Source organism: Chryseobacterium sp. BLS98, from assembly GCF_001045445.1.
Taxonomy (GTDB): Bacteria; Bacteroidota; Bacteroidia; order Flavobacteriales; family Weeksellaceae; genus Chryseobacterium.
The window spans coordinates 365407-389153 of sequence record NZ_LFNF01000002.1 but is presented as its reverse complement, the minus strand read 5'-3'; the positions used below and the strand labels follow the sequence as shown (position 1 = coordinate 389153).

The 23747-nt window shown below is 39.2% G+C and carries 19 protein-coding genes; 14 read left to right on the top strand and 5 right to left on the bottom strand.

From position 1 onward, the window contains the following. The first annotated feature begins 2 nt into the window (after window positions 1-2). From ACM40_RS06675 to ACM40_RS06625, 10 genes are all read left to right on the top strand, one after another. The gene (locus ACM40_RS06675) at window positions 3-1274 is read left to right on the top strand and encodes a condensation domain-containing protein (RefSeq protein WP_048502058.1); all 1272 of its coding nucleotides are present in this window, start codon (window positions 3-5) and stop codon (window positions 1272-1274) included. Then, window positions 1271-2518 carry a condensation domain-containing protein gene (locus ACM40_RS06670; protein ID WP_083996806.1) on the top strand — a complete coding sequence of 416 codons (1248 nt, stop codon included), beginning with the start codon at window positions 1271-1273 and terminating at the stop codon, window positions 2516-2518. The genes ACM40_RS06675 and ACM40_RS06670 overlap by 4 nt, the downstream gene beginning before the upstream one ends. Window positions 2519-2520: 2 nt before the next feature. After that, the gene (locus ACM40_RS06665) at window positions 2521-3075 is read left to right on the top strand and encodes a hypothetical protein (RefSeq protein ID WP_048502056.1); all 555 of its coding nucleotides are present in this window, start codon (window positions 2521-2523) and stop codon (window positions 3073-3075) included. Between the two features lie 211 nt (window positions 3076-3286). Next, window positions 3287-4813 (top strand): T9SS type A sorting domain-containing protein, encoded by a 1527-nt coding sequence (locus ACM40_RS06660; RefSeq protein ID WP_048502055.1) that lies wholly within the window; start codon window positions 3287-3289, stop codon window positions 4811-4813. Between the two features lie 169 nt (window positions 4814-4982). Then, a complete protein-coding gene (locus ACM40_RS06655; RefSeq protein WP_048502054.1) occupies window positions 4983-5528 on the top strand; it encodes a hypothetical protein in 546 nt (181 codons plus the stop codon). A gap of 409 nt (window positions 5529-5937) precedes the next feature. Then, window positions 5938-7077 (top strand): 1-acyl-sn-glycerol-3-phosphate acyltransferase, encoded by a 1140-nt coding sequence (locus ACM40_RS06645; protein WP_048502052.1) that lies wholly within the window; start codon window positions 5938-5940, stop codon window positions 7075-7077. 305 nt (window positions 7078-7382) lie between these two features. Continuing rightward, window positions 7383-8366, top strand: a complete 984-nt coding sequence (locus ACM40_RS06640) for an L-histidine N(alpha)-methyltransferase (RefSeq protein WP_048502051.1) — start codon at window positions 7383-7385, stop codon at window positions 8364-8366. Between the two features lie 86 nt (window positions 8367-8452). Then, entirely contained in the window at window positions 8453-9625 is a 1173-nt protein-coding gene (gene egtB, locus ACM40_RS06635; RefSeq protein WP_048502050.1) for an ergothioneine biosynthesis protein EgtB, read from the top strand. Between the two features lie 9 nt (window positions 9626-9634). Continuing rightward, window positions 9635-10555, top strand: coding sequence for an ABC transporter ATP-binding protein (locus ACM40_RS06630; protein ID WP_048502049.1), 921 nt, complete (start codon window positions 9635-9637; stop codon window positions 10553-10555). Beyond that, window positions 10552-12117 carry an ABC transporter permease/substrate-binding protein gene (locus ACM40_RS06625; RefSeq protein ID WP_048502048.1) on the top strand — a complete coding sequence of 522 codons (1566 nt, stop codon included), beginning with the start codon at window positions 10552-10554 and terminating at the stop codon, window positions 12115-12117. The genes ACM40_RS06630 and ACM40_RS06625 overlap by 4 nt, the downstream gene beginning before the upstream one ends. A gap of 99 nt (window positions 12118-12216) precedes the next feature. Here the strand turns inward: ACM40_RS06625 and ACM40_RS06620 are convergent, their stop codons facing one another. The 4 genes from ACM40_RS06620 to ACM40_RS06605 all read right to left on the bottom strand — a co-directional run bounded on the left by ACM40_RS06620 (window position 12217) and on the right by ACM40_RS06605 (window position 17430). Beyond that, window positions 12217-13236 (bottom strand): hypothetical protein, encoded by a 1020-nt coding sequence (locus tag ACM40_RS06620; protein ID WP_048502047.1) that lies wholly within the window; start codon window positions 13234-13236, stop codon window positions 12217-12219. A 101-nt stretch (window positions 13237-13337) separates the two neighbouring features. Further along, the gene (locus tag ACM40_RS06615; protein ID WP_048502046.1) at window positions 13338-13997 is read right to left on the bottom strand and encodes a hypothetical protein; all 660 of its coding nucleotides are present in this window, start codon (window positions 13995-13997) and stop codon (window positions 13338-13340) included. Between the two features lie 283 nt (window positions 13998-14280). Then, window positions 14281-15096 (bottom strand): DUF4249 domain-containing protein, encoded by an 816-nt coding sequence (locus ACM40_RS06610; protein WP_048502045.1) that lies wholly within the window; start codon window positions 15094-15096, stop codon window positions 14281-14283. A 3-nt stretch (window positions 15097-15099) separates the two neighbouring features. Then, window positions 15100-17430, bottom strand: coding sequence for a TonB-dependent receptor (locus ACM40_RS06605; RefSeq protein WP_048502044.1), 2331 nt, complete (start codon window positions 17428-17430; stop codon window positions 15100-15102). 587 nt (window positions 17431-18017) lie between these two features. Here ACM40_RS06605 and ACM40_RS06600 point away from each other — a divergent pair. The 4 genes from ACM40_RS06600 to ACM40_RS06585 all read left to right on the top strand — a co-directional run bounded on the left by ACM40_RS06600 (window position 18018) and on the right by ACM40_RS06585 (window position 22425). Beyond that, the gene (locus ACM40_RS06600; protein ID WP_048502043.1) at window positions 18018-18653 is read left to right on the top strand and encodes a LysE family translocator; all 636 of its coding nucleotides are present in this window, start codon (window positions 18018-18020) and stop codon (window positions 18651-18653) included. A 14-nt stretch (window positions 18654-18667) separates the two neighbouring features. Further along, entirely contained in the window at window positions 18668-19540 is an 873-nt protein-coding gene (locus ACM40_RS06595; RefSeq protein WP_048502042.1) for a helix-turn-helix domain-containing protein, read from the top strand. An 81-nt stretch (window positions 19541-19621) separates the two neighbouring features. Continuing rightward, a complete protein-coding gene (locus ACM40_RS06590) occupies window positions 19622-20344 on the top strand; it encodes a siderophore-interacting protein (RefSeq protein ID WP_048502041.1) in 723 nt (240 codons plus the stop codon). 188 nt (window positions 20345-20532) lie between these two features. After that, window positions 20533-22425: a DUF262 domain-containing protein gene (locus tag ACM40_RS06585; protein ID WP_131705341.1), complete on the top strand. Its 1893-nt coding sequence runs from the start codon at window positions 20533-20535 to the stop codon at window positions 22423-22425. An 80-nt stretch (window positions 22426-22505) separates the two neighbouring features. Here the strand turns inward: ACM40_RS06585 and ACM40_RS06580 are convergent, their stop codons facing one another. Beyond that, window positions 22506-23681 carry a T9SS type A sorting domain-containing protein gene (locus tag ACM40_RS06580; protein ID WP_083996805.1) on the bottom strand — a complete coding sequence of 392 codons (1176 nt, stop codon included), beginning with the start codon at window positions 23679-23681 and terminating at the stop codon, window positions 22506-22508. Window positions 23682-23747 lie beyond the last annotated feature (66 nt).

Genomic DNA, 23747 nt, shown 5'->3' with positions numbered 1-23747 from the left:
CTATGCGACGAAAATTGTTATTTGGTGAGCGTATGCTTTTAGGAGACGGAACAGAACCATTCAATGCAGTAATTCCGTTTCGGCTGCATGGTACTTTTCAAGAAGAAAATATCCAAAATGCCCTGAATCAGCTTCAGGGTAAACATCCCTGGCTGAGAGCACTCATCAATTATGATAAAGACAATATTCCCTGGTTTGAAGTGCTGGAAACATATCCGCAAATCCCGATACGGATCGTTTCCAGAAAAGGGGAAGATGACTGGCAGGAAGAGTCTAGAAGGGAGTGGCAGACTTTATTTGATTTTGGACAGCAACCCCTTCTCCGGTTTGTATGGATCAAAGGAGAGGAGGTTTCGGATATGCTTTTTTCTTTTCATCACTGTTTATGTGATGGGGGTTCTGCGATGGCTTTTCTCTATGAATTTTTAACAATTTTGGACAATCCATCGGCTGAAATCGGGGTAGAACATCCTATTCTTGGAATTCATGATGTGGTCCCGGAAGCGATTCTTACAAGCCGCTACCAAAAATTGAAAGCGAAGGTCATCGGCAGAGTGGCGGCAACGGCTATCAAATGTATTCCTGTTAGTAAAAAAGTGATTGACCGGCAAAACGACTATCTGATTCACTGGAAATTTGACAAAGAGATGAGTAAGGAACTGATTTCCTATTGCAAGTCACAGGAGGTTACTGTCAATACATTTTTAAGCGCTGTGCTGCTTCATGCATTTAAAAAGGTAAGGGGAGAGGCGGCTTTTAATAAAGTTTCCTGTCCGGTAGATATCAGGCGTTTTGCTCCACAGATCAAGGACGATCATATCTTTGCTTTCGGTTTGATGATCGTAGTGTCATCCGATGATAAAGTGAGTTTTTCAGATAATTTGTGGATGATGCAGGAGTCTGTAGAAAAGAAAACCTCCAAACTGAATCCTTACATTACCATGATGGTGATGGAGTCTGCTCATGATGCCTTGAAAAATTTCACCAAGCTTTTAAAGCATGGCAAATCTTCCAACGACTGTATGTTTTCCAATCTGGGACGTATTCAGATTCCTCATCAATATAAAGAATTTACACTGGATACCATTTTCAGTCCGTCTGTGATTGGTCCGTTGGGGAATACCACAACGATGGTAACTTCAACATTCAGAGGGGAAATGGATTTTTCATTTGTAGGAAGTGAAGGATACTTACCGTATGCTGAAGCCTTAGCCATTCGTGATGAGGTGATTCAGACGGTGAAATTACAATTAGACCCTATAGCAGTATTATGATCAGGCGAAATTTAATGATGGTGGAACGGATCATGTATGTTGATCCTGAAACACCTGTCAATTGTGTATTTACGGCAAAAATCAAGGGAAATATCCCTGAGGAAAACTTTAAGGCTGCTTTAGAAAAAATCCAGCAAAAACATCCTTTGCTGAGAACAAGGATTGATAACAGCAGTAAAAAGTATCCGTTTTTTATAGAGGAAAAAGATATTGAACCTATTCCGCTCCGTATTGTTGAGCGAAAGACTGATGAAGACTGGCTGCAGGAATCCGAAACTGAATGGTTCCGGCTGTTTAAAGATGAAAAAAAGCCACTGGCCCAATTGGTTTGGATCAAAGGACAGGATGTATCGGAAATTCTCTGGGTATTGCCTCACTGTATCTGCGACGGAACTTCCCTTGTCACCATGATGAAGGAACTTCTTGCTTTGCTGGATGATCCTGATCTGGAGTTGCAGCCTTATGAGGTATTCAGTTCTGTAGATGATTTTCTGCCTTTGGATTTCAATATGAAAAAAAAGAAGCGCAAAGCCCGTTTTTACCTGATGATGGCCCGGCTATTTTTTCTCATGCAGCGAAAAAGTAAGATAAGAAACCTCGGAAAAAATTACGCTGTCCATTGGAAGTTGAATTCAGATACAACTGCGCAAGTAACGGGAAAGGCCAAAACTCATGGTGTTTCTGTACATGCTTTGCTCTGTTCATCATTTATGCAGGCTTTTCAGGAGATTCAGGGAAAGCAGGCAAAAGGTAAGGTGATCAGTCCGGTAGATGTGCGCCATTTTATTCCGGAGATCAGACAGGATCATGTATTTGCTTTCGCGCCAACCGTTGAATTGTCATTAAAAAAAGGAAACACGGATGTCCTGGACAACGCCAGACGGATCAAAAAAGATCTTGTAGAAAAAATAGAAAAAATGGAGGCCAGAGAGCTTCTGTGGATGGGTGAGCAGATGCATCCGGTCGCTGAACGTATGGTTTCCATGATGAAATCCAGTAAAGGCGGGCATGATATAACGCTTTCCAATATGGGAAGGATCAATATCCCAAGTGATTATAAACATTTTAAAGTGGAAACGGTCTTCAGCCCGACGGTTGCTTTTCCTTGGCTGAATTCAAACACTTTGGTCGCAACAATGTACAACCAGCAAATGGATTTCACGTTGATGTCCAATGAGGATTTCCTCCCCAAAGAAGAAGCCGTTACCATTAAAAACAAAGCCATTGAACTACTGACCTCGTAGCTATGAAATTTAAACTGAAGCCGCCACCCCCTAAAAAACTCAAGAAAACCACGCTGAAACGCTTTTTAATTAAGCGTACGATTTATTATGTCCTTCCCAACGTATTTTTCAATTTCATTATTGCTTACGCCAGCTTTCAGGAACTGGGATACACCCATTTCTTTTCAGGAACACAAAATCTGGCCCGCCTTACCCTGCCAATGGCCATCTTCCTTCCCGTAGTGCTTACCATTGATATCATCAAAAGGGTAACCGATGCCGCCAGCCAGGAAGCTATAGAGTTTACAGTAGACGAACAGCTGAATATTAAAAAATTAATGACCAAACTAAGCATCTTACACGGCCTGATCACAGGTTCATTAGTATTCTCCCTGCTCTTTATAGGACAGTACAATTTCTCAAAAGATTATAAGCTGGATGCTACGGCGATGGCGGTGCTTGTTGGGGTGCTGGCGGGGATGTTGTCTGTGGTTTTTGTGTATGTGCCGGTGTGGAGGCTGAGGAAGTGGATGTGTAGGAGGGTAACGGTATTGACTCTACAAGAGGTTGAGGCATAGTGTAACAGAATTTTTTCATCATCTTGCTTTGTTTGAAATTCTGCCACCAATTTTCTGTTTTATTGAGGATAAATTTCCACTAATACAAATCACAGATTACAAATTTTGCTGTCCTTACTGAGTATCGCCTTCTTTCTTTGTACCCTAATGAACAGGTTATTCAACTTTAGCGAAAAAAAACTATTTTTGCCCAAAAAATAATAACCTGATTATGAGAAAACTTATATTCTTTTTCTTTTTAAGTTTTGTTTCTGTTTCCGGCCAGGTGGTTGATGCCAATTATGGAACAAGTGGAAAACTTTTTGTCAATATTCCCCCTACTCAAAACAGGGAATATAACATGAAAACCTTCTATACTGCTGATCAGAAAACAGTCAATATTGGCTACTACGATACCGGCTCTTTTACCTCCAAAACATATTTTATTACCAAATATAATTACGATGGAACACCGGACACAACTTTTGGAACCAATGGACTTTTAAGTATTCCAGCTTATCCAAACAATCCGGGACAAATTACAGTGCAAGGTTCTGTGACGCTGGATGATAACTCCATTATCCTTTCCTGCTCTGCCAATATGAAAGCTTATCTTGTTAAGATTACAGGAAATGGAAGCATTGATACTTCTTTCGGAGATAATGGTTTTAAGCTTGCTGATTTTCTTTTTACACCGACTACATTGACCTACGGGAATTTAATGAAGGATGAGGCTAATCAAATTTTTGTTGTTTATAGTACAACCGTTGGTAATCCTTCAAAAACGTATACCAAACTTTGCAAAATTTTGCCCAACGGGACGATCGATACCAGCTTCGGGAATAATGGTTTCAGCTCAATATTGATAGACCGCGATTATAAATTTCAAACCCTGAAACAAACCAGAATTAAGAATGGTAAAATATACAACTTTGCCACGTCGTTCTATTATAATAATAGTGGGAACTATACACAGACAGATGTGTGGACCTGTCATTTTTTAAATGGAATACCCGATGCCAGTTTCGGAGATAATGGCTATGTTTATGTCCCAAGAGATATTACTATTTATGACTATAATATCCAGGAAGACGGTAAGATCCTGACCGCAAATTATGTGGATGTGAGTTCTGCAAATAGTTATGTAAGAGGTTCCAGATACCTGCGCTCGGGAGCAATAGATACATCGTTTGGAAATGGTGGGAAAGTGGAATCTGGATTCGGACAATGGAGTGTGCACATTCCGCATAGAATTATGGAAATAGATCATCATGTGTATATTTTTTCTTCTTATTACAAAAGTGATTCACCGGTTGAATATGCAGCAACAATATTAAAATATAATACCAACGGAGTTAGTGATGCATCCTTTGGGACGGGTGGCTTGTTTAAAGTTCCTGCCAATATCAGTTCTGTTGCAGATGTTTTTTTGAATGGAGACGATGGCTTCATTCTTACAGTTCAGAAGAATACGTATGGTGATCTCTTTAATATGAAGGTAAACTATAATATGAATTTCTTAAGCACCGAGTCTGTAGTCCTGACCCCGCAAATGAAATTATTTCCAAATCCTGTCACAGACATTCTTTACCTTTCAAGTGTGAAAAATGAGGATTTTGTTATTTATAATGCTGCCGGACAAAAAGTTAAGGCAGGTTCTTACATAGCAGGAAAAGGGATTAAGGTTCAGGATCTCAGCAAAGGAAGCTATTGGCTGAAACTTGAGCATTCAAAAGCTGTTCAGTTTATAAAAAAATAAAGAATTGATGTGCTTTATACGGGTAATTTACGTGGTTTAAAGTATGAATAATAGGCCTGACTAAGATGAGTCAGGCCTATTTTAACTGTATCGTATGTTATTCTTGCTACTAATTTTCAAAAGATATTTTTCAAAAACCCTATCTTCGCTACGATAAAAAAACTGACAAATGAAAAAAGTAATATTCCTCCTTTCAGCCGTTCTTATTCTAAATTCCTGTGTGGTAAGAACTGCAACCAAAGTAGTGACAGGAGTTGCCAAAGTAGGCTACAAAGCTGTAAAAGGAACCGTAAACGGGATCAGCTGGGCCGTGAGCAAAGCCAAAGGGAAAATAGATGAAGACCGTGTAGACGGAACTTGGAAAGTGGTAGGAGTTTACAAAGGCTCTTTTGAAGAATTTTCAAACGATCAGAATCCGGAAAGCTCATTCACTTCCGAGTGTACGGACAGCTACGACCAGATTGTTTTCAAGGCTAAAAAATCCAAATTCAAGCCCGTACACTGCAGTTCCGGCGATGAAGACTGGGTAAAATATTCTATGGAATTTGGAAAGAATCCGGTTACAAAAGAAAAAGAAAACTATATAGAATACAATTCCAACAATTACATTTCCGTGATTGATGTGAATAATAAAACAATGGTGTTGGAAGGAAACCTGATGCCTAAACTGGCTTTTTCCGGTGCTAAGCTGTATCTGCTGGAAAAGGTAAAATAATTGATTATTTTTTTCAATTGTTCTTTTGTCTTGAAACAAAAGGAACCAAAAATTCAAGGCTTGGAATCTTTCGCTAAAAATAAAATTTGCTCCTAAAATTCCCAAAACTCGTGCGGATTGAATGTTTCTTCTTCGGTTCAATGTTTGGTCCGCACTCAAACAGTGGGAATTTGACTCTCTGCTTATCTATTTTTTAAGGAATCGTCGAAACATAAATGTTTTTTTAACGGATCAATTTTTATTTTTTTTAGCGCTACAGCTTCCTAGGCCGATAAAAATGGGCTACCACGATCAGAACGGGGCATTCCTCTAAACTTAAACGTCAATCATAATACTTTAACAAACATTGTAATGTCCCCTCGATAAATTTTTGTTCTTTTGCAAAATAGTATTAATTTTAAATCATTCCATGTCGAAGTTCGATGAAATCAGGCCTTTTTATGATCATGAAGTAAATGAAGCATTGCGGGGAATCGCCCGTGATCCTATGATGACGGCACTGATGGGGTTCACCTTTCCGGATGTTGATAAGCAGGTCTGGAGGGAACAGTTTAAAAATATTCATTCGATAAGCGATTTCCAGCACCAATTCATTGCCCACACGATTCGTCAGATCCTGGCGAAGAGTTCTGAAGGTTTAACGACTTCGGGATTTGAAAAACTTGATCAGAACACGCCTTATCTTTTCGTTTCCAACCACAGGGACATTGTTTTGGATACTTCGCTGCTGAATCTGGTGCTGCTTGAAAAAGAGTTTATCATGACCTCTTCCGCAATTGGTGATAACCTGGTTCAGAAAACATTTTTACACGTACTGGCCAAGCTGAACCGTAACTTTCTGGTTCAGAGAGGGCTTTCGATCCGTGAGCAGCTGAAAAGTTCCCAGACCATGTCTGAATATATTGAGCAGCTTTTACATGTTGAAAAACGTTCCGTGTGGATTGCCCAGCGGGAAGGCCGTACCAAAGACGGAAACGATGCTACCCAGCAAGGCGTTTTAAAGATGCTGGCGATGGTTGCGGGCGATCTTTCTTTGACGGATTATTTTAAAACACTCAAAATAGTTCCCATATCCATCTCTTACGAATACGATCCTACTGATTCCTTAAAAATGCCTCAGCTTCTGGCCAGGCATAGGGATGAGGAATACATAAAAGGCAAGGATGAAGATTTTATGACCATGCTGAGCGGGGTACTGGGGCAAAAGAAAAGAATCCACATCCATGCGGGAACCGTACTGGATAGAGAACTGGACGATGTAGCGCATCTTGAAAACAAAAATAAGCAGCTGCAGGCGATTGCCCAGATGATTGACGATTCCATCATACAGAACTATAAACTTTGGCCCACCAAGTTTATCGCTTATGATCTTCTCCACAATACCGATACTTATGCTTCGGCATATACCGAACAGGAAAAACAGCTGTTTGTACGCAGGCTCGAAATGCGCATCGACCCTTCCGATACGGTTTCCAGAGAGTATTTTCTTGCCATGTACGCGAATCCTTTGATCAATAAAATCAAATCTGATCAAAAATCACCAGATTAATAAGCATTTATAGTATTACAAATCTGCTTTTTTCGCAGTTTTAAACAATAAAACAGTCGCTTCATGAGGTCAACAAAAGTTGATCCCACCTTTCCTGTTCTTAAATATGAAGAATCATCAATCATTCTTCGCGTTAAAAAACTCCCTGTTAGTTAATATCGATCGGGCGAATAGCATTTTTAAATTCTTATCCTACATATAAAATTAATATATTTATTAAGCTGAAACTAAGGGTGTTTTATGGAATTTAATGTTGGAGCGGCAAGATAGTTGTAGTGAACTAAAAACCACACAAATTAAAACATATGAATTTACAGTTAAAACCACATGCAATGGTTGAGGACCGTCATGCCGGCAGTTTTCATTCCGATGTCCTGAATGGCTTGAAAAGCATTCCGAAAAGGTTATCTTCCAAATATTTTTATGATAAATCAGGCGACCGCATTTTCCAGGAAATTATGGCCATGCCCGAATACTACCTTACTCAATGTGAACTTGATATCTTCAAAAATAAAACCGCAGTTATCGCCAGCCTCATCATCCCGGAAAATGCACCTTTTGACCTGATAGAATTAGGAGCAGGAGATGCTATGAAATCTACTTTTTTACTCAAATACCTCGTTGAAAAGAAAACCGATTTTACCTATATGCCCATCGATATTTCCGGTAATATTCTTTCCATTTTAAATGAAAAACTAAGCGGGGAGCTACCGGATCTGAAAACAGTTGTCCTGGAAGGAGAGTACTTTGAAATGCTTCAAAAGGCCGCTTCATTATCAGACAGGAAGAAGGTGATCCTGTTTCTGGGAAGCAATATCGGCAATATGGATATAGTGGAAGCTGAAAATTTCCTTTATGATTTGAACCAAAACCTGGCTTCAGGAGATAAGCTGCTGATTGGTTTCGATCTTAAAAAAAATCCCCATACAATTTTAAATGCCTATAACGATAAAAACGGAATTACTGCGGCTTTTAACCTTAATCTGCTTACCCGTATCAACAGGGAGCTCGATGCCAACTTTGACCTGGAACAGTTTCAGCATTATCAAACCTACGATCCTGTAAGCGGAGCCTGCAGAAGTTTTCTGGTAAGCCTGCCGAATCAAACGGTAACGATAGGGAAAGACCATATCTCATTTGAAGAAAATGAGCTCATCGACATGGAGGTTTCACAGAAATTTTCCGCAGAAAAAATAGAAGAGCTGAGAGGAAAATCAGATTTTAAAAGGGTAGGAGAAATCAAAGATTCAAAAAAGTGGTTTGTAGACATCGTCTGGGAAGTAAAGTAAATAATTAAGAATCTGCTCAATCTGCCTAATTGGCGGGAATAAAAACATAAGAATCAATCATAACGTAATTACTAAAACTCAACAACATGACTCCGAACATAGCAACATCAGATTTAGTAAAACAATATACCGATATCCGAAAATATTCCGAAGAAATATGTGCTCCCCTGGAAATAGAGGATTACGTGGTACAGCCCATCGTTGATGTAAGCCCTCCGAAATGGCACCTCGGCCACACGACCTGGTTTTTTGAAACATTTATCCTGGAACCTAATTTTCCGGATTATCAAATTTTCGATCCTCAATACAACTTCGTTTTTAACAGCTATTACGAGACCATTGGGGCAAGAGTGATCCGTACCGACCGGGGAAATTTAAGTAGGCCTTCCGTTTCGGATATTTATAAGTACCGGAAATATGTGGATGAGCATATGAAGATCTTTCTTCAAAGCCAGTTTATGACTGAAGCTGTTGAACCACTTTTAGAATTGGGTCTTAACCACGAACAGCAGCATCAGGAACTTTTAATTACTGATATCAAATACATTCTGGGGCATAATCCTCTTTTTCCGGCTTATCGATCTGAGATGATTTTGCCAAAAACCAATCCTGGAAACATTGAAATGATTAAGTTTTCTGAAGGTGTTTATGAAATAGGTTTTAACGGAGAAGGTTTTTGTTTTGATAATGAGCTTGGCAGGCATAAAGTATATCTTCAGGATTTTGAAATCGCAGGGCGGCTGGTTACCAACAGGGAGTATCTGGAATTTATAGATGCAGGAGGGTATTCTGATTTCAGGCACTGGCATGCCGAAGGCTGGGACTGGGTGAAGCAAAATAACGCCCAATCTCCGCTGTACTGGCATTATATTGACGGTCAATGGATGAATTATACCTTAAACGGCTTACAGGAAATAGATTTGAATGAAGCTGTTTGTCATATCAATTTTTATGAAGCCTCCGCCTTTGCATCCTGGAAAGGAATGCGCCTGCCTACCGAAGCTGAATGGGAAGTTGCTTCAGAACACTTCGATTGGGGAAGCCGCTGGGAATGGACCAATTCCGCGTACCTGCCTTATCCCGGTTTTAAAAAAGAGGCTGGAGCAGTAGGAGAGTACAACGGAAAGTTCATGGTTAACCAAACAGTTTTGCGCGGTGCTTCGGATGCCACACCTCCCGGTCACAGCAGGAATACCTATCGTAATTTCTTTCAGACCAACCTGAAATGGCAGTTTACAGGAATCAGGCTAGCCCGATAATTTGCACCTATGATTACAGTAGAATCAGTTTCAAAGAATTTTAACGGAAAACCGGCAGTTGATCATATTTCCTTTCATGCCAATGATCAGGAAATTCTGGTGCTTCTCGGAACCAGCGGTTGTGGCAAAACGACAACGCTTAAAATGATCAACCGCCTGATAGAAGCAGATTCCGGAAACATTTTTATTGACGGCAAAAATATCCGCGATCAGAAACCGGAAGAACTCCGGATGGGAATAGGCTTTGTGATGCAGCATTCCGGTCTGTTTCCCCATTATACCATCAAACAGAACATTGCCGTAGTTCCCGAACTCCTGAAATGGGATAAAACAAAGATCCAAAACAGGACCTTTGAGCTTTTACACAAACTTCATCTTTCCGAAGACGTACTTTCGAGGTTTCCCCATGAACTCAGTGGCGGCCAGCAGCAGAGAGTGGGAATTGCCCGGGCTTTGATTGCCAATACCCCTGTTTTGCTGATGGATGAGCCTTTCGGGGCATTGGATAATATCACCAAAGCTGATATTCATTCTGAATTTAAATCCCTGGAAGAGCTTAAAAATAAGACGATCATCCTTGTCACCCATGATGTGCAGGAAGCTTTTGAGCTGGGTCACCGGATTTGTTTAATGGATAAAGGGAAAATTATTCAGACCGGAACACCAAAAGAAATGCTTTACCGTCCCCAAAATGATTTTGTCACGGATTTTTTTGCTGAAAACAGGCTTTTGCTGGAATATAAGATAGCAACATTAAAAGATACGGGTGCTTTCCTGACCTCGGAAAGCATATACCAGGCATTAGGGTTTAATGAAAATACAAGCGTTTGGAATGCCCTGCAAAAATTAAGTTCGGATCATAAAAATACTCCGTATTATGAAAATCTGATCAAAGCATTTAATGATTACAGAAAATTACAGATTGTATGACACAGCAAAGCCTTTGGCAGTTTATTATAGAACAGCAGGATAAACTTCTCACCCAGGTTGTACAGCATCTGGGACTTACTTTTTTGTCGCTGGTTCTGGCCATTATCGTCGGTGTCCCTTTAGGAATCCTGATTGCCAGGAAAAGAAAGCTGTCCAGCCCTGTTCTGGGCGCAGCCGGAATTCTGCAGACTATTCCAAGTATTGCCTTGCTTGGCTTCATGATTCCTGCTTTTGGAATCGGGGCTAAACCTGCCATCGTTGCATTGCTGATTTACGCTCTTTTACCCATTATTCGGAATACCTATACAGGAATCACAGGCGTTAATCCAACCGTTATCGAAGCTGCAAAGGCAATGGGAATGAACAGGAGCCAACTTCTTTTTAAAGTGGAACTTCCACTGGCAATGCCCGTTATCATTGCAGGGATAAGAACAGCAGCCGTTATCAATGTTGGAGTGGCTACTTTAGCTTCTTTTGTGGCTGCAGGAGGCCTGGGCGAATTTATTTTCGGGGGAATCTCTCTGAATAACACCAATATGATTCTTGCAGGAGCCATTCCGGCAGCATTACTGGCGGTTTTGCTGGACCAGGGTATTGCTGTTGTACAAAAATCAGGATACCGTTTGTTTCAGAAATTAAAATATATTGTTCCCATTGTATTAATCCTAGTTGGAGCAGTTTATCTGTTCAAATCTGTTTCAGGAAATAAAATTAAGGCTGGCTTTACTCCCGAATTCATGGGAAGGCAGGATGGAGACCTTGGCCTGCGTTCTGTGTATGGGCTCAATGTAAATCCTGCTGTTGTAAATGATGCCATTATGTACAAAGCAGCCTATGAAAAAGATCTGGACCTCATCAGCGGATATTCTACAGACGGCAGGATCAAAGCCTTTGACCTGTATGTTCTGAATGATGATAAAAAAATATTTCCGCCTTATTTTGCAGCTCCTGTCATTAAAACCAAAACACTGCAGAAATTTCCTGATCTGGAAAAAACGCTGAACCTTTTGGCTGGTAAATTCAATGATTCCATTATGACCGATCTGAATTATAAATCCGATTATCTGAAACAGGCCCCGGAAAAGATTGCGAAGGATTTTTTAATTAAAAATAAACTCTATAAACCTTCAAGGAAAGGCAATTCCGGAACGGTGCGCATTGGTTCAAAAATCTTTGGGGAACAGTACATTCTCACAGAAATATATAAAATGCTGATTGAAGGCTATACCGATTATAAAGCGGAAACAAAGACCGGACTGGGAGGAACCAAAATCTGTTTTGATGCTTTGGTGAATAATGCCATCGATTTTTACCCTGAATATACAGGAACCGGGCTTCTAGTGCTTTTAAAACCTACACCGGAAACGCTTAAAACAGTGACTCAAAGTGCTGATGCAACCTACCAGTACGTGGATTCTGAATTCCGGAAACAGTATGGAATTCAATGGTTGAAGCCGCTTGGCTTTAATAATTCCTATGCCCTGATGATGCGCAGAAAACAGGCTCAGGATCTTAAAATAGGAAGTATTTCAGATCTTAAGAAATATTTTAATACAAACTGACATATAGATTGTTGATAAAACAGTATTGGCTTAATGCAGAAAAGCTCTGTATTGCTTTGTATTTTACATCCAGCCAATACAATAGAATAATGGATATTTTTACAGTTGAATATCGGGCCATTTGCTTAAAACGGCATCGATCGGAGAAACCAAACCCAATCCGTTTGTAACGCCGGAACCAAAAAGAACGCCGATCATTGTGAAATCATTCGTCTTAAAAACTGCTGATCCGGAATCTCCTGACCTTGAGAAATATCCGCCATCACCCCTTACTGTTACTACATTATGGGCGACAACCTCGCTTCCGTCTAATTTCTTAGCCTTTAGAGATTCTGTAATACTTGTTATAGTACCTGTTGTAATTTCAGTAGTAATCCCACTTTTCATGACTTCTTCACCAATCAGGGCAGCGTTGACCTCTCCAAATCCTGTAATGGTATTTCCTACGCCATATACTTTCCCTATATCAGCATCCCTGAAATATCCTTTTCTTGCAATAGCACAGTCCAGCCAGGCATCTATAACCACTGAATTTCTGTCAAAGAATACATTCTCTTTATAATAATCTTTCAGTGCTGCACAGTCATGACAGTAGTTTAAAGTAGTCTGCCATTTAGACTGCTGGCATATATCAGAATCAAGCTTTGTAGTAGTTCCCGCCACTACGTGGGCGCAAGTGATCATATAAGGATTTTTGTCCCCTTTTTTATTCACCATAACTCCCAGTGTACCGTTGCCTGCAATTGCCTTTCCGCCCTGCATCAGTTCTCCATTTGCTGAGATACTGATTCCGCCGATCAATGGATCTGTTTTTTCATTTCTGGTTGCATCTGACACCATATCAGGTGCAGCCAGGTGATTGTCCTGAATTTCAAACTCAACTATATCTGTAGGAAATCCAAAAAGGGTAGGAGGAATAGCATTTTTAACCTGTGAAAGAGGAAGTTTCTTTTTTACTCCGAAAGTGTAGCTGAGACTGTTGATTAATTTATCATTAACAGTCTTTAATGAAACGCCCAAAGAGGTTATTTCCGGTCTTTTAAAATATTCTTCAACAAGTTCAGGCAGCTTTTCTGCCATTTTATCATGCAGGATTATGTCTTCTTTACTTAGTTTCATGATTTTGTTATTTGGAGTTGATAAATAAAATAGTTAATAATCAATTTGTTAAAATTCGGAACGGCAAAGCCGTTCCGAATTATTTTCTCACCAGCTTAATATTAGTTCAGCTTGATGGTTCCGGAAGAAGGAGCTCCGCCGCCAGCAGGTGGTGGTCCGCCAGCAGAGGCCTGATCAGCCAGCATACGGTATTGGGCAGTCCCTTTTTCAGTTTTGATTGTTCCTGAAACAGTATACAGATACAGATCTCCGGAAACAGCATAATCATTGGCTGAATTATTAACATAGAAGTCAATATTTACAGTAGACATCTGTTTAGCTTTTTCAAGAAATGCATCCATTAATTTGGTGATCTGCTCTTCTGTAAGCCCCTTTGATTTCATGGTTTCTTTGGTTTTTTCATAAGAAGCAGAAGCCCCGCCACCGCCGAAGAACCAGGTCCAGACAGATAAATTGGCACTGGCAGAAGTTTTCTCATACTCTTTTACCTGCTCTTGATAACTGGCATCCAGCATACCCATAGCCAGGTCATTTAGGTTTTTCACATCCTGGCTGGACATGGCAGATACCTGAAGAGAAGCCGTGATTCTTCCCTGAGTGAACGGAGGTACAGTATAAGATAATCCAGTAAGCTGTCCTTCGCCCGATACTTCAATCGAATAAGATTCTTTAGATTCTCCTCCTGCTTTCTCAGAAAAAATAACGCGTTCGAACGGATCTTTGAATCCTACTTCAGTCTGTGTAATTTGAATTGTTTCCATGGGTTTTTGTTTTTGGTTGTTTTGTAATTCTTTTTATTATTGAACAACTCAAAGGAACGAAGAAAAAGAGATGAATTTTAGCGTGTAAATAACCAAATATCCTCTTCAGTAGAAATACGTATTGAATTTAACGTATTGTTTATTAGTTGTTTATGTGTTGTGCGTTGTCGGTGGTGTTTTCCCTCTTGAAGGGATGAAAACTCAAAGAATTTTTGACGGAATGGTAAAAAGAAAAGCTATTCCGGGTGATTGGAATAGCTTTTTATAAATAGTGTACTACAATTTACTGGATCACAATATTTCTTTTCTGTACCGTATGTGCCGAGAAATATCCCAAAGCACCATTATTGATATTGCTTGGAGGGTTTGCAGGAGTAACGCCTCCGCCAGGCCCGCCGTCTCCTGAAATCTGCAGAAGAGCAGAGTAGTAGGTGAAAATATTATGATCAATAGACTGCATCTCTACATAAACTGTATCTCCGGGAGCAACTTTATGGTCGGTGGGATCATCCTTATCATCTTCATTAGGGAGAATTAATGGTCTTTGGTTCACCAATCCGTTATTTACATTGTCTGAAAATACCTCAAAGACCTTTTTAGTCATATTGTTAATGGTAAAGTTGAAAAGATAACGGTTTCCCAATGCTGGCGGATCAGTAAAAACGGGTAAAAGAGTATAGGTCGTCTCACCCCCGAATGTGAAAGAATCCTGTGTAAGACCGTCAAAACTTACAGCCTCGGGCATTGTACTCTGAGCGGTATACTGCTGTCCTTCAGCCTGTATTTTCAGGGTATAGGTACGGCCCGTTACTCCCGTAAAAGCCGTTGTTATGTACTTTCCGTCACCGATGTACTGTAATGTTTCAGCCTGACCTGTATTGTCACTTAAAATAACCTGGGCTCCGGTAACCGCAGGATACTGATTATTTTGTGTAAAAGCCACAGATTTAGTTATCCTTACAGTATAAGGGCCGGGTTGGTTGGTTACATTACCTTCTATGACAATGGTTCCGCTTTTGTCTTCTAGATCCAGATCGATCTCTTTTTCACAGGAAGTGACTACAAACAGCGATAATATGATAAAAATAATATTCTTCATGATCTAAAATTTGAAATTATAAGTGATGTTAGGAACCCAGCGAAATAATGAAGTCTGCATGGCGCGGGTCGTTCCGGGGTTATTCGGATTGTCTTCAAACGTAATTGTATAGGCATTTTCGCGGCCGTAGAGATTATAGATGCCGAATGACCATGAACCTTTGAAGCGTTTGGTAGATTCCGGTTCGTAGGTTGCGCTCAAATCCATTCTGTGGTAGGCAGGCATACGGTCGGCATTTCTGCTGCTGTACTGGAATATGGTCTGCCCGTTCAGCTCGTATTTGCCGGTAGGAAAGGTTACGGCATTTCCGGTACTATAAAGGAATAATCCGGATAGTGACCATTTCTTATTCAGTTCATAAGTGGCTACAATTGAAAGATCATGAGTTTTGTCCATTCTGGCATTATACCATTCATTATTGTTGATACCGTTTATTTTTCTCTCGGTTTTAGACAAAGTATAAGAAATCCATCCGGTCAGCCTTCCGTTTTTCTTTTTGGCGATAAGTTCAAAACCATAAGCTCTTCCTTTACCATACAACAGTTCACTTTCTACATCTGCTGCTGTATCAAAGGCGATCTGCGCTCCATTTTTAAAGTCAATCTGGTTCTGCATGGACTTATAGTAAATTTCAGCGTTCAGTTCATAATTATTGTTGTTGAAATTCCTGCTGTATCCGGCACTGATCTGGTCTGCTATTTCCGGCTTTACACTGTAGCTGCTCCCGATCCACTGATCTGTAGGATTTCCGCTGCTGCTATTGCTCAGAAGGTGCAGATTCTGTGTATTACGAGAATATCCTGCTTTTACGCTGCTGACTTCATTGATTAGGTAATTGGCAGTGATCCTGGGCTCCAGATTAACATATGTTTTCCCGAATTTCCCCTTTTCCAAAAATCTTGTGTCTGTAATAACGCCGTTTTCGTATGTATTATAGGTGTCTCCACCCAACACACTGAAGGTAGAAAGCCTTAAACCATAATTCACGGTAAGCTTATTATTTACTTTAAAATCATCATTCATATATAAAGCATTCTCCCACGATTTTCTTGGATTTCTAGGGAAGCTGCTTACACTGGTTCCGGAGGCACTGCTCGGAGTAATGGTGTGGTAAATAGACTGCAGTCCGAAACGTACAGAATGCTTATTTCCCGCAAACCATGTAAAATCCTGCTTAAGATTCCAGTCTTCGATCTGCGAATCCAGACCAAAAGTGTTGTCATTGCTCTGAAGACTGATTTTATAATTATAGTTACTGTAAATAAACGAAGTATTGGAGAACAGTTTGCTGTTGATAATGCTGTTCCATCGCAGGGTTGCCGTTGTATTTCCCCAGTCTGTAGAAAAAGTATCACCCAGTCCCAAAACATCTCTGCCAAAATAACCGGATAAATAAAGACGGTTGTTGTCATTGATCTGATAATTCGCTTTTAAATTAAGATCATAGAAATACAGCTTACTGTCTTTAAAATCGTCCGTTGTCTTCAGAAACAGGTCGGCATACGTTCTTCTTCCGGAAACAATAAATGAGGATTTCTCCTTCTGGATAGGGCCTTCCACGCTCAGCCTGCTGCTGATCAGCCCGATTCCACCATTTACATTGTAGCTCTTATTATTCCCATCCTTCATCTTGACATCCATTACCGAAGAAAGGCGTCCCCCATACTGGGCAGGGCTGTTCCCTTTAATAATACTCGCATCCTTCAGAGCATCACTGTTGAACGTACTGAAAAAACCAAGGAGATGCGACGCATTATAAACAGGAGCTTCGTCCAATAAAATCAGGTTTTGGTCTGTGGCACCCCCTCTCACACTGAACCCGCTGCTTCCTTCCCCGTTGCTTTTAATTCCCGGCAAAAGCTGTATTGTTTTCATCACATCCTTTTCCCCGAATAAAACCGGAAGTTTTTCAATATTTTTGATGCTTAGAGTTTCCGTTCCCATTTGGGCCGTGGTAAGATTCTTATTCTTTTTTACCCCTGAAATAACTACTTCATCAATATTTCCTACTTTCTGATCTTCCTGGTTGAGTGGAAGGTCGATCTTCGTATTTTGCTCAACTTTGATAGCCTGCTCAAAATCGCGGTACCCCGGATAAGAAACGATCAATGTATAATTTCCCTCAGGAAGCGACAGCGAGTAAAAGCCGTATTCGTTGGCAACCACCGAAATCGTAGGATCTTCACTGACTTTTACAGTAACTCCGATCAGTAATTCGCCATTCGTGTTATCTTTCACAGTACCGCTTACTGAGTATTTTTGCTGCGCCAAAGCCAGAGAACCGAAACAGAGTGCGGCGGCCGTGACGGAAGCTTTAAAAAACAATTTTTGCATTGAGTTTAAATTTTAATGGAGTAGAAATCTATCAAATAGTATGGTTAAGTTGATTGAATAAAAAAGCCGATCAGAAGAACCAAGAAAATTAGGCTGGTGAAACTTTTATTGTTAGGTAAAATGATTAATAGTTTACTTTCAAACGGGAAAAAGCCGCCTATATTATGATGTGCATAAAAAAAATATGGTATAGCTGCCTAAGATAAATAACCGGAAGAAAATTTTTAGCATAAATTTTTAACAGCAGAAAGATATTTATGAATCCTCATCATTTTGGTCACAGGTACTTTTCTTGTTGATTTAATAAGCTGCATTTCGTTTTCTGGTTTATAGTTGGGTGTAATTATTTTGAAGAAAGAAAAATCCCTCTTCCGGGAATACAAAAATAGTAAAATAGCTGTATCCTCCTTATATTATTTGTAATCTTATTGTTAATTAAATAATTGAGCTTTAATAATTATTTAATGAGAGAAAATCGATCGGGAACCAAACCTACTAATCATAGGAAACATCTATATTTGTCGGTAATTTTCTTTACAGCCGAAAAAATGGCTTCCAAAAGATATTTTTAACTAAATGATTACAAGATGATTCCATTCCACGAACTCTTATTTTTTGTCCTTGCTGCACTGGTATTGGTGATAAGCCCTGGTCCGAACATGATTTATCTGATTTCCAAATCGATAACACAGGGTAAAAAATCAGGAATGATTTCGCTGGCCGGAATAGTTTGCGGTTTTCTTTTTCACATCATTATGGTATCATTCGGACTTACGGCAGTATTGCTGGCTGTCCCGCTCGCTTATACTGTATTAAAAACACTCGGAACAGTTTATCTTTTGTATCTGGCATATCAGGCAGTTAAACCTAAAAGCAAGAATATATTTGAAGTAGATAAAAATGGTTCCCATGACAGTCCCAGAAAGCTTTTCACAGTTGGCTTTCTGACAAATGTACTGAATCCGAAAGTGGCCGTATTTTACCTGTCTTTTTTCCCGCAGTTTATTAAACCTGAATATGGCTCGATACTGACTCAGAGCCTGGAACTGGGAGTGATCCAGGTTTTTGTGAGCTTCAGCATCAACTTTATCATCGTACTGGCGGCAGCAAGGGTTGCTGCATTTTTTGCAGAAAATCCTTTTTGGGTGAAGGTTCAGAAGTGGTTTATGGCAAGTGTTCTAATGTTTTTAGCTGTAAAAATGGCCTTTTCAAAAGCTAAATAACCTCAAATCAAGTAATGAAGCAGACTATTCCTACATATGATTTAAGCGGCATTACCCGACATGGCATTTTGGTCGAAAGAATTGAAAAGCGGACCATCAGCACGGAGGATAATCTGTTTGATAAAGGGATTCACCGTGACAGTCACTATATTTTTACGTTTTTGGAAAGTGGACGGGCCAAAATGATGGTTGATTTTAAGATGATAGAAGCACATGATAAAGCTGTTTTCTTTCTGCTACCGGGACAAGTTCACGAAGGTATTCTTATGGACAACGTCACCGGATGGTTTATTGCCGTGAAAGCAGAATTGCTTCCGGATTCCGTAAGATCGGTTTTTGAGGAAACCCTCGTGGATATTCAGCCTATTTCTATTGACAAAAACTGGACTGAGAAGCTCAGTGCATGTGCCGGAATGCTTCAGACAACCTGTACGGAAGAAATGCTGGGAACTAAAGAAGGTTTTTTGGTCATCCGTTCTTTAATAAATGCTTTTACAGGTATGTATGCAATGATTTTTTCAGCTGAAAAAAATTCCGGGATATCCGGTGAAAGCCGGACGGTTCAGTTGGCAAGAAAATTCAGGGTACTCGTAAGGAAAGACTTTAAAACCATGAAAAGTCCATCATCTTACGCTGCAGCTTTGAATATTTCCCGCGGCTATCTTACTGATGTCATCCGGGAAGTTACAGGAAGATCTGCACAGTACTGGATTCATCAGGAAGTTTTAATTGAAGCCAAAAGGCTTTTATCTTTTACTCAACTATCGGTAAAAGAAATTTCTTATAATCTTGGGTATAGTGATTATGCTTATTTTTCCCGTTTATTTTCCAAAGCTGAAGGATGCCCGCCGTCAGAATTCCGGGACAAAAAAAGAAATAAAGGATAATCCGCGGATTGTCCAATTAATTCCCTGAAACAGCTATCGGTTCATTCTCATTTTGAAGCTTCCTTTGCATTAAAATTTTTTATGCCAAGCTTACCAAAATGGATCAATGATACTTTAGAAAATGTCATGTCCTCGAAATTTAAAGAGTGTGCTGTTGTACATGCCGGAAATATTTCAAAAGATCTTCGGCTTATCCGTTTTGCTTCCGACCTGGGAGATGTCTCTTTTGAACCTGCTTATGCCATTGGAATAAGAGTCAACGAAAGGGATTACCGTAATTATTCACCTTTCAATTTCAACAGGCAAGAAGGAACTTTCGATGTGTTGTTTCATCTCCATAATACCGATTCTGTTGGAAGTCGTTTTGCTCATCATCTTTCAGAAGGTGATGTTACCAAAATTTTACTGCCCAGAGGTAAACGTTTTTTTGAGCCCAATGCAGAAATTCATTTTTCAATGGGTGACGAAACTTCGCTTGGGAGTTCTCTGGCCATCAAAGAGGTAGCGGAGGAAACGGGAGGCTCATTTGCCTGCCTTCACGAACTGGAAGAATCTTCAGCCCTGAAAAAGCTTGGATTATACGGTTATCATGCTCCTAAAAATGATATACAGAACATTATAGAAGCTTTAAACGACTTTTTGAAGGAAGAAAAACAAGCCGTTCACCATAACGAAGCGGTTTTCTACCTTACCGGAAATGGAAATACGATGTCTGTAGTCATAAAATTCCTTAAAACAAAGGGGGTGGATGCTAAGTGTATCAGGTCGCAGGCGTATTGGATGGAAGGGAAAAAGGGGTTGTAACAGCGAGTTACTACTTGCGAAAGGCAGATACTATTTAAGCTTTCATGGAAATTACAAAGGATAAATATGCTTTATGTGTTGCTTTGTTGAGAAATTACGTTTTCCCGTAATTGAAAACTAAAGATTTTTCTTATACTTGCTGGCTGCCAGTTGATAGCAGTGAATGGATAGAACCCGATATAATAACTATGGAAGCAATAAATTTAAACAGAGTATTTTCTGAAGGATTCTTTAGAATACCGGATTACCAAAGAGGTTACTCATGGAATGAAAAACAATTAAACGAATTATGGGATGATGTAGATGAGATTCAGGAAGTGGATGGTGAACTTAAAAAACATTATGTAGGAACTATTTTTTTGGAAAGAACAAAAGCGCTTGATTCAGAAAAGTGGATCAGTGATGATTTTTTTTATGTTGTTGATGGTCAGCAAAGGCTGACGACTTTGAATATTTTACTTTTTGTATTGATACAATCGTCAGAAACAGGGTATGCAGATAAAAGAAAAGAAACATGGATTGAGAAATTTCTTTATCAAATCAACCAGTCAGGTCATAGTAAAGTATATAAATTTGGGTATCAGGATAGTGATAAAAATTACAAATTTTTATATCAGAATATTTTTGAAGATAAGTCTGAACTATTAGATAATTCTATTATTAATTTATATGCAAAAAATTTACTTTTTGCTAAACAATTTTTCGAAGATAAAATTAAAAATCTGACCTACAGTGAGAGGGATCTTGTTTTCAGAAAAATAACAACGTCTTTATTATTCGATATCCGTAAAATTGAAAAAGACTTAGATGTCCAGGCAGTCTTTGAAACAATGAATAACAGAGGGAAACCACTAACTATTTTAGAGAAGTTAAAAAACAGACTGATCTATCTGAATGAAAAATTAGTGCAACCCCATGAAGATAGAAATAAACTTAGGAAAGATATCAATACTGCCTGGGGAAAAATATATAATTCTTTAGCAAAGGATTCTAATAATTATTTAGATGAAGATGAGTTTTTGTCAGCGCATTTATCATTGTATCGCAGGCCGAAAGATTCTGTTTTTTCTGAAAAGTTAGCTGAAGAAAAAATCTTTAAAATGTTTTGTAATAAATCCGAAAAATATGATCTTGATGAGTCTGATGCTAAAGAAGCTAAGGTTTCCCACAAAAAGATAAGTGATTATATTTTTCAGCTTTCGGATCTCGCTCCGATCTGGTATGAGCTTCATAAATCTTCATTCCCGATCATTAATAAGATTCTGACTTTAAACAGAAGTAAGGAAATTAAAATATTTATTGCTACTCTCTTATACAAAATTAAAGATAAGGATATACTTCTGCAGATTTTGGATGATCTGGAAAAGATATTATTTAGAAACAGAGTTCCTGGAATTTGGATTATGGATGAAAGGAATACAGCAAGCTGGGCAAGAAAATTATATTCTGAAAATGATGATTTCAATGAAGTATTGCTAGAAGTTCGCACAGAAATGTCTGATTATTTAAATAGTGAAATTCTAAACCAGAATATTGTAAATGCATTCAAGTCTTTGTATACTTATGTAAAAGGAGCAAAAGGTTTTCACAGATGGGGTATTTTAAAATACTATCTCTTTGAATATGAAGAAGAATTAAAACTTAGATTTAAAGAAACAAACGATAAAGTGTCCTGGTCTGATTATGATGTGACAACAATCGAGCATATCATTCCACAGCAATATTCAACCTATTGGCTGGATCAGGTAAAGGAGGTAAGCAATTGCTTTGACAGTGAAGATGAAAAATATTTTGCAGAAAAAGTATTTCTTAATTCTCTTGGTAACCTTACCATTTTGAAAAATGGAAAAAATTCCTCTCTGGGAAATCTTTCATGGGAGGTTAAACAAGATAGATTTACTACCGGTTCCTATAATGAAATTGATATCAGTAGGAATAAATACTGGACAAAAAAGGAAATTTTTGAAAGGGGAATGGGTTTGTTGGTATTTCTTGAGAAAAAAATTCCGGGATTACTTTTATCAGATGATGAAAAGCATGAAATTTTATTTTATGAAAAGCAGGAATCTGTTTTTATCTGATAGATTATTTCTGATCAAAGAAAAAAACGAGCAATGGAAATCTCCATTGCTCATTTTTTTGAAAATAATATATCAAGCATTTAATCCTCCATAATCATTTTTTTAGAACCTGTAATCTTTCCGTCTGCTATCATGGTATACACATACGTACCGGATGGAAGATCCGAACTTGAAACCGTAACCGATCCATTCCCTTTTTCGCGGAGCGGGAAAGATCTTACCAGTTGCCCGGAGATATTGTAGACCTCAATAGATGCTGTTTTTGTATTTTCCGGCAGGTAATAGCTGATGTTGGTTCCGTTTTTGGTGGGATTGGGAACATTCTGAGCTAGTTTGGCTACATCAGCTGACGATATATCGGTTGATGAAACACCTTTATTCAGTAACAGTTGCTTCAGCTCTTCTACCGTATTTTCAAGATTTTTAATGCGGTCTTCCAGCTTCAGGATGGTTTCATCAGAAGATGCTATTCTGTTAAGGGCGGTATTGGAAACCATTACATTTCCGTTTGGATCTACTACCAGGGCACGGCCGCTTCCTGTAGGCAGATTTTCATGCCTTACGGTTCCTACCGTATGAAAATTGGCGGTAGGAGTGAGCGTAAGAATACCGACACTTTTATCTTTGATCAGCATCGTGGATGTAGTCGATAACCCGAACATAATTGATAATGGAATATTGTTCGTTAGTTTTGCACCTCCCGTCCCGGAGCCTATCACAAAAGAACGGTTTCCTGTAGCGGCAAGATCAATTCCGAATCCGCCGGAATAAACATCTTTAAGATCAATACCTACTCCCAATGCAAACTGGTTATGGTTTCTGATGATGTTTTTCCAGCCCAGAGCTACAGATTTGCTTGCTCCATTCAGAACGGCGTTGGCCTGTCCACCAATGATATTGGCACCTCCGCCATTAGCCAGGTCATTTTGCCAGCCGGCAACCAGAGAACTTCCGGTACCACTTCCAAGAATGTTGGAGCTTCCGACAACAATGCTTCCTTTTACTTTGGCGACATTGGAATTATTTACAGCATCTACAATAAACGAACCGGCTTCGTTAAGAATAGCCTGTCCTGGATTAGCTGAAGCTCCATTGGTTCTCAGATAAAAAGCGATTGGGTCCACTGTTCCTGCATAATTGGCCGGGGTGATACCCGCATTTCCATTGATATCCCACTGCTGGGCACTTGCAATACCTGTTAAAAGGACCATAGCAGTAGCCAGTCCATTTTTCATGGATAATAATGATGTTTTCATAAATTTTGAATTTAATGGTTTTAGTTATCACTAAAGTATGAAATATTTGCGTTAAAAATGCATTTT

Coding starts and splice junctions, on each gene's coding strand:
- ACM40_RS06675 (WP_048502058.1), top strand. CDS start 3: ATGCGACGAAAATTGTTATTTGGTGAGCGTATGCTTTTAGGAGACGGA.
- ACM40_RS06670 (WP_083996806.1), top strand. CDS start 1,271: ATGATCAGGCGAAATTTAATGATGGTGGAACGGATCATGTATGTTGAT.
- ACM40_RS06665 (WP_048502056.1), top strand. CDS start 2,521: ATGAAATTTAAACTGAAGCCGCCACCCCCTAAAAAACTCAAGAAAACC.
- ACM40_RS06660 (WP_048502055.1), top strand. CDS start 3,287: ATGAGAAAACTTATATTCTTTTTCTTTTTAAGTTTTGTTTCTGTTTCC.
- ACM40_RS06655 (WP_048502054.1), top strand. CDS start 4,983: ATGAAAAAAGTAATATTCCTCCTTTCAGCCGTTCTTATTCTAAATTCC.
- ACM40_RS06645 (WP_048502052.1), top strand. CDS start 5,938: ATGTCGAAGTTCGATGAAATCAGGCCTTTTTATGATCATGAAGTAAAT.
- ACM40_RS06640 (WP_048502051.1), top strand. CDS start 7,383: ATGAATTTACAGTTAAAACCACATGCAATGGTTGAGGACCGTCATGCC.
- egtB (WP_048502050.1), top strand. CDS start 8,453: ATGACTCCGAACATAGCAACATCAGATTTAGTAAAACAATATACCGAT.
- ACM40_RS06630 (WP_048502049.1), top strand. CDS start 9,635: ATGATTACAGTAGAATCAGTTTCAAAGAATTTTAACGGAAAACCGGCA.
- ACM40_RS06625 (WP_048502048.1), top strand. CDS start 10,552: ATGACACAGCAAAGCCTTTGGCAGTTTATTATAGAACAGCAGGATAAA.
- ACM40_RS06620 (WP_048502047.1), bottom strand. CDS start 13,236: ATGAAACTAAGTAAAGAAGACATAATCCTGCATGATAAAATGGCAGAA.
- ACM40_RS06615 (WP_048502046.1), bottom strand. CDS start 13,997: ATGGAAACAATTCAAATTACACAGACTGAAGTAGGATTCAAAGATCCG.
- ACM40_RS06610 (WP_048502045.1), bottom strand. CDS start 15,096: ATGAAGAATATTATTTTTATCATATTATCGCTGTTTGTAGTCACTTCC.
- ACM40_RS06605 (WP_048502044.1), bottom strand. CDS start 17,430: ATGCAAAAATTGTTTTTTAAAGCTTCCGTCACGGCCGCCGCACTCTGT.
- ACM40_RS06600 (WP_048502043.1), top strand. CDS start 18,018: ATGATTCCATTCCACGAACTCTTATTTTTTGTCCTTGCTGCACTGGTA.
- ACM40_RS06595 (WP_048502042.1), top strand. CDS start 18,668: ATGAAGCAGACTATTCCTACATATGATTTAAGCGGCATTACCCGACAT.
- ACM40_RS06590 (WP_048502041.1), top strand. CDS start 19,622: ATGCCAAGCTTACCAAAATGGATCAATGATACTTTAGAAAATGTCATG.
- ACM40_RS06585 (WP_131705341.1), top strand. CDS start 20,533: ATGGAAGCAATAAATTTAAACAGAGTATTTTCTGAAGGATTCTTTAGA.
- ACM40_RS06580 (WP_083996805.1), bottom strand. CDS start 23,681: ATGAAAACATCATTATTATCCATGAAAAATGGACTGGCTACTGCTATG.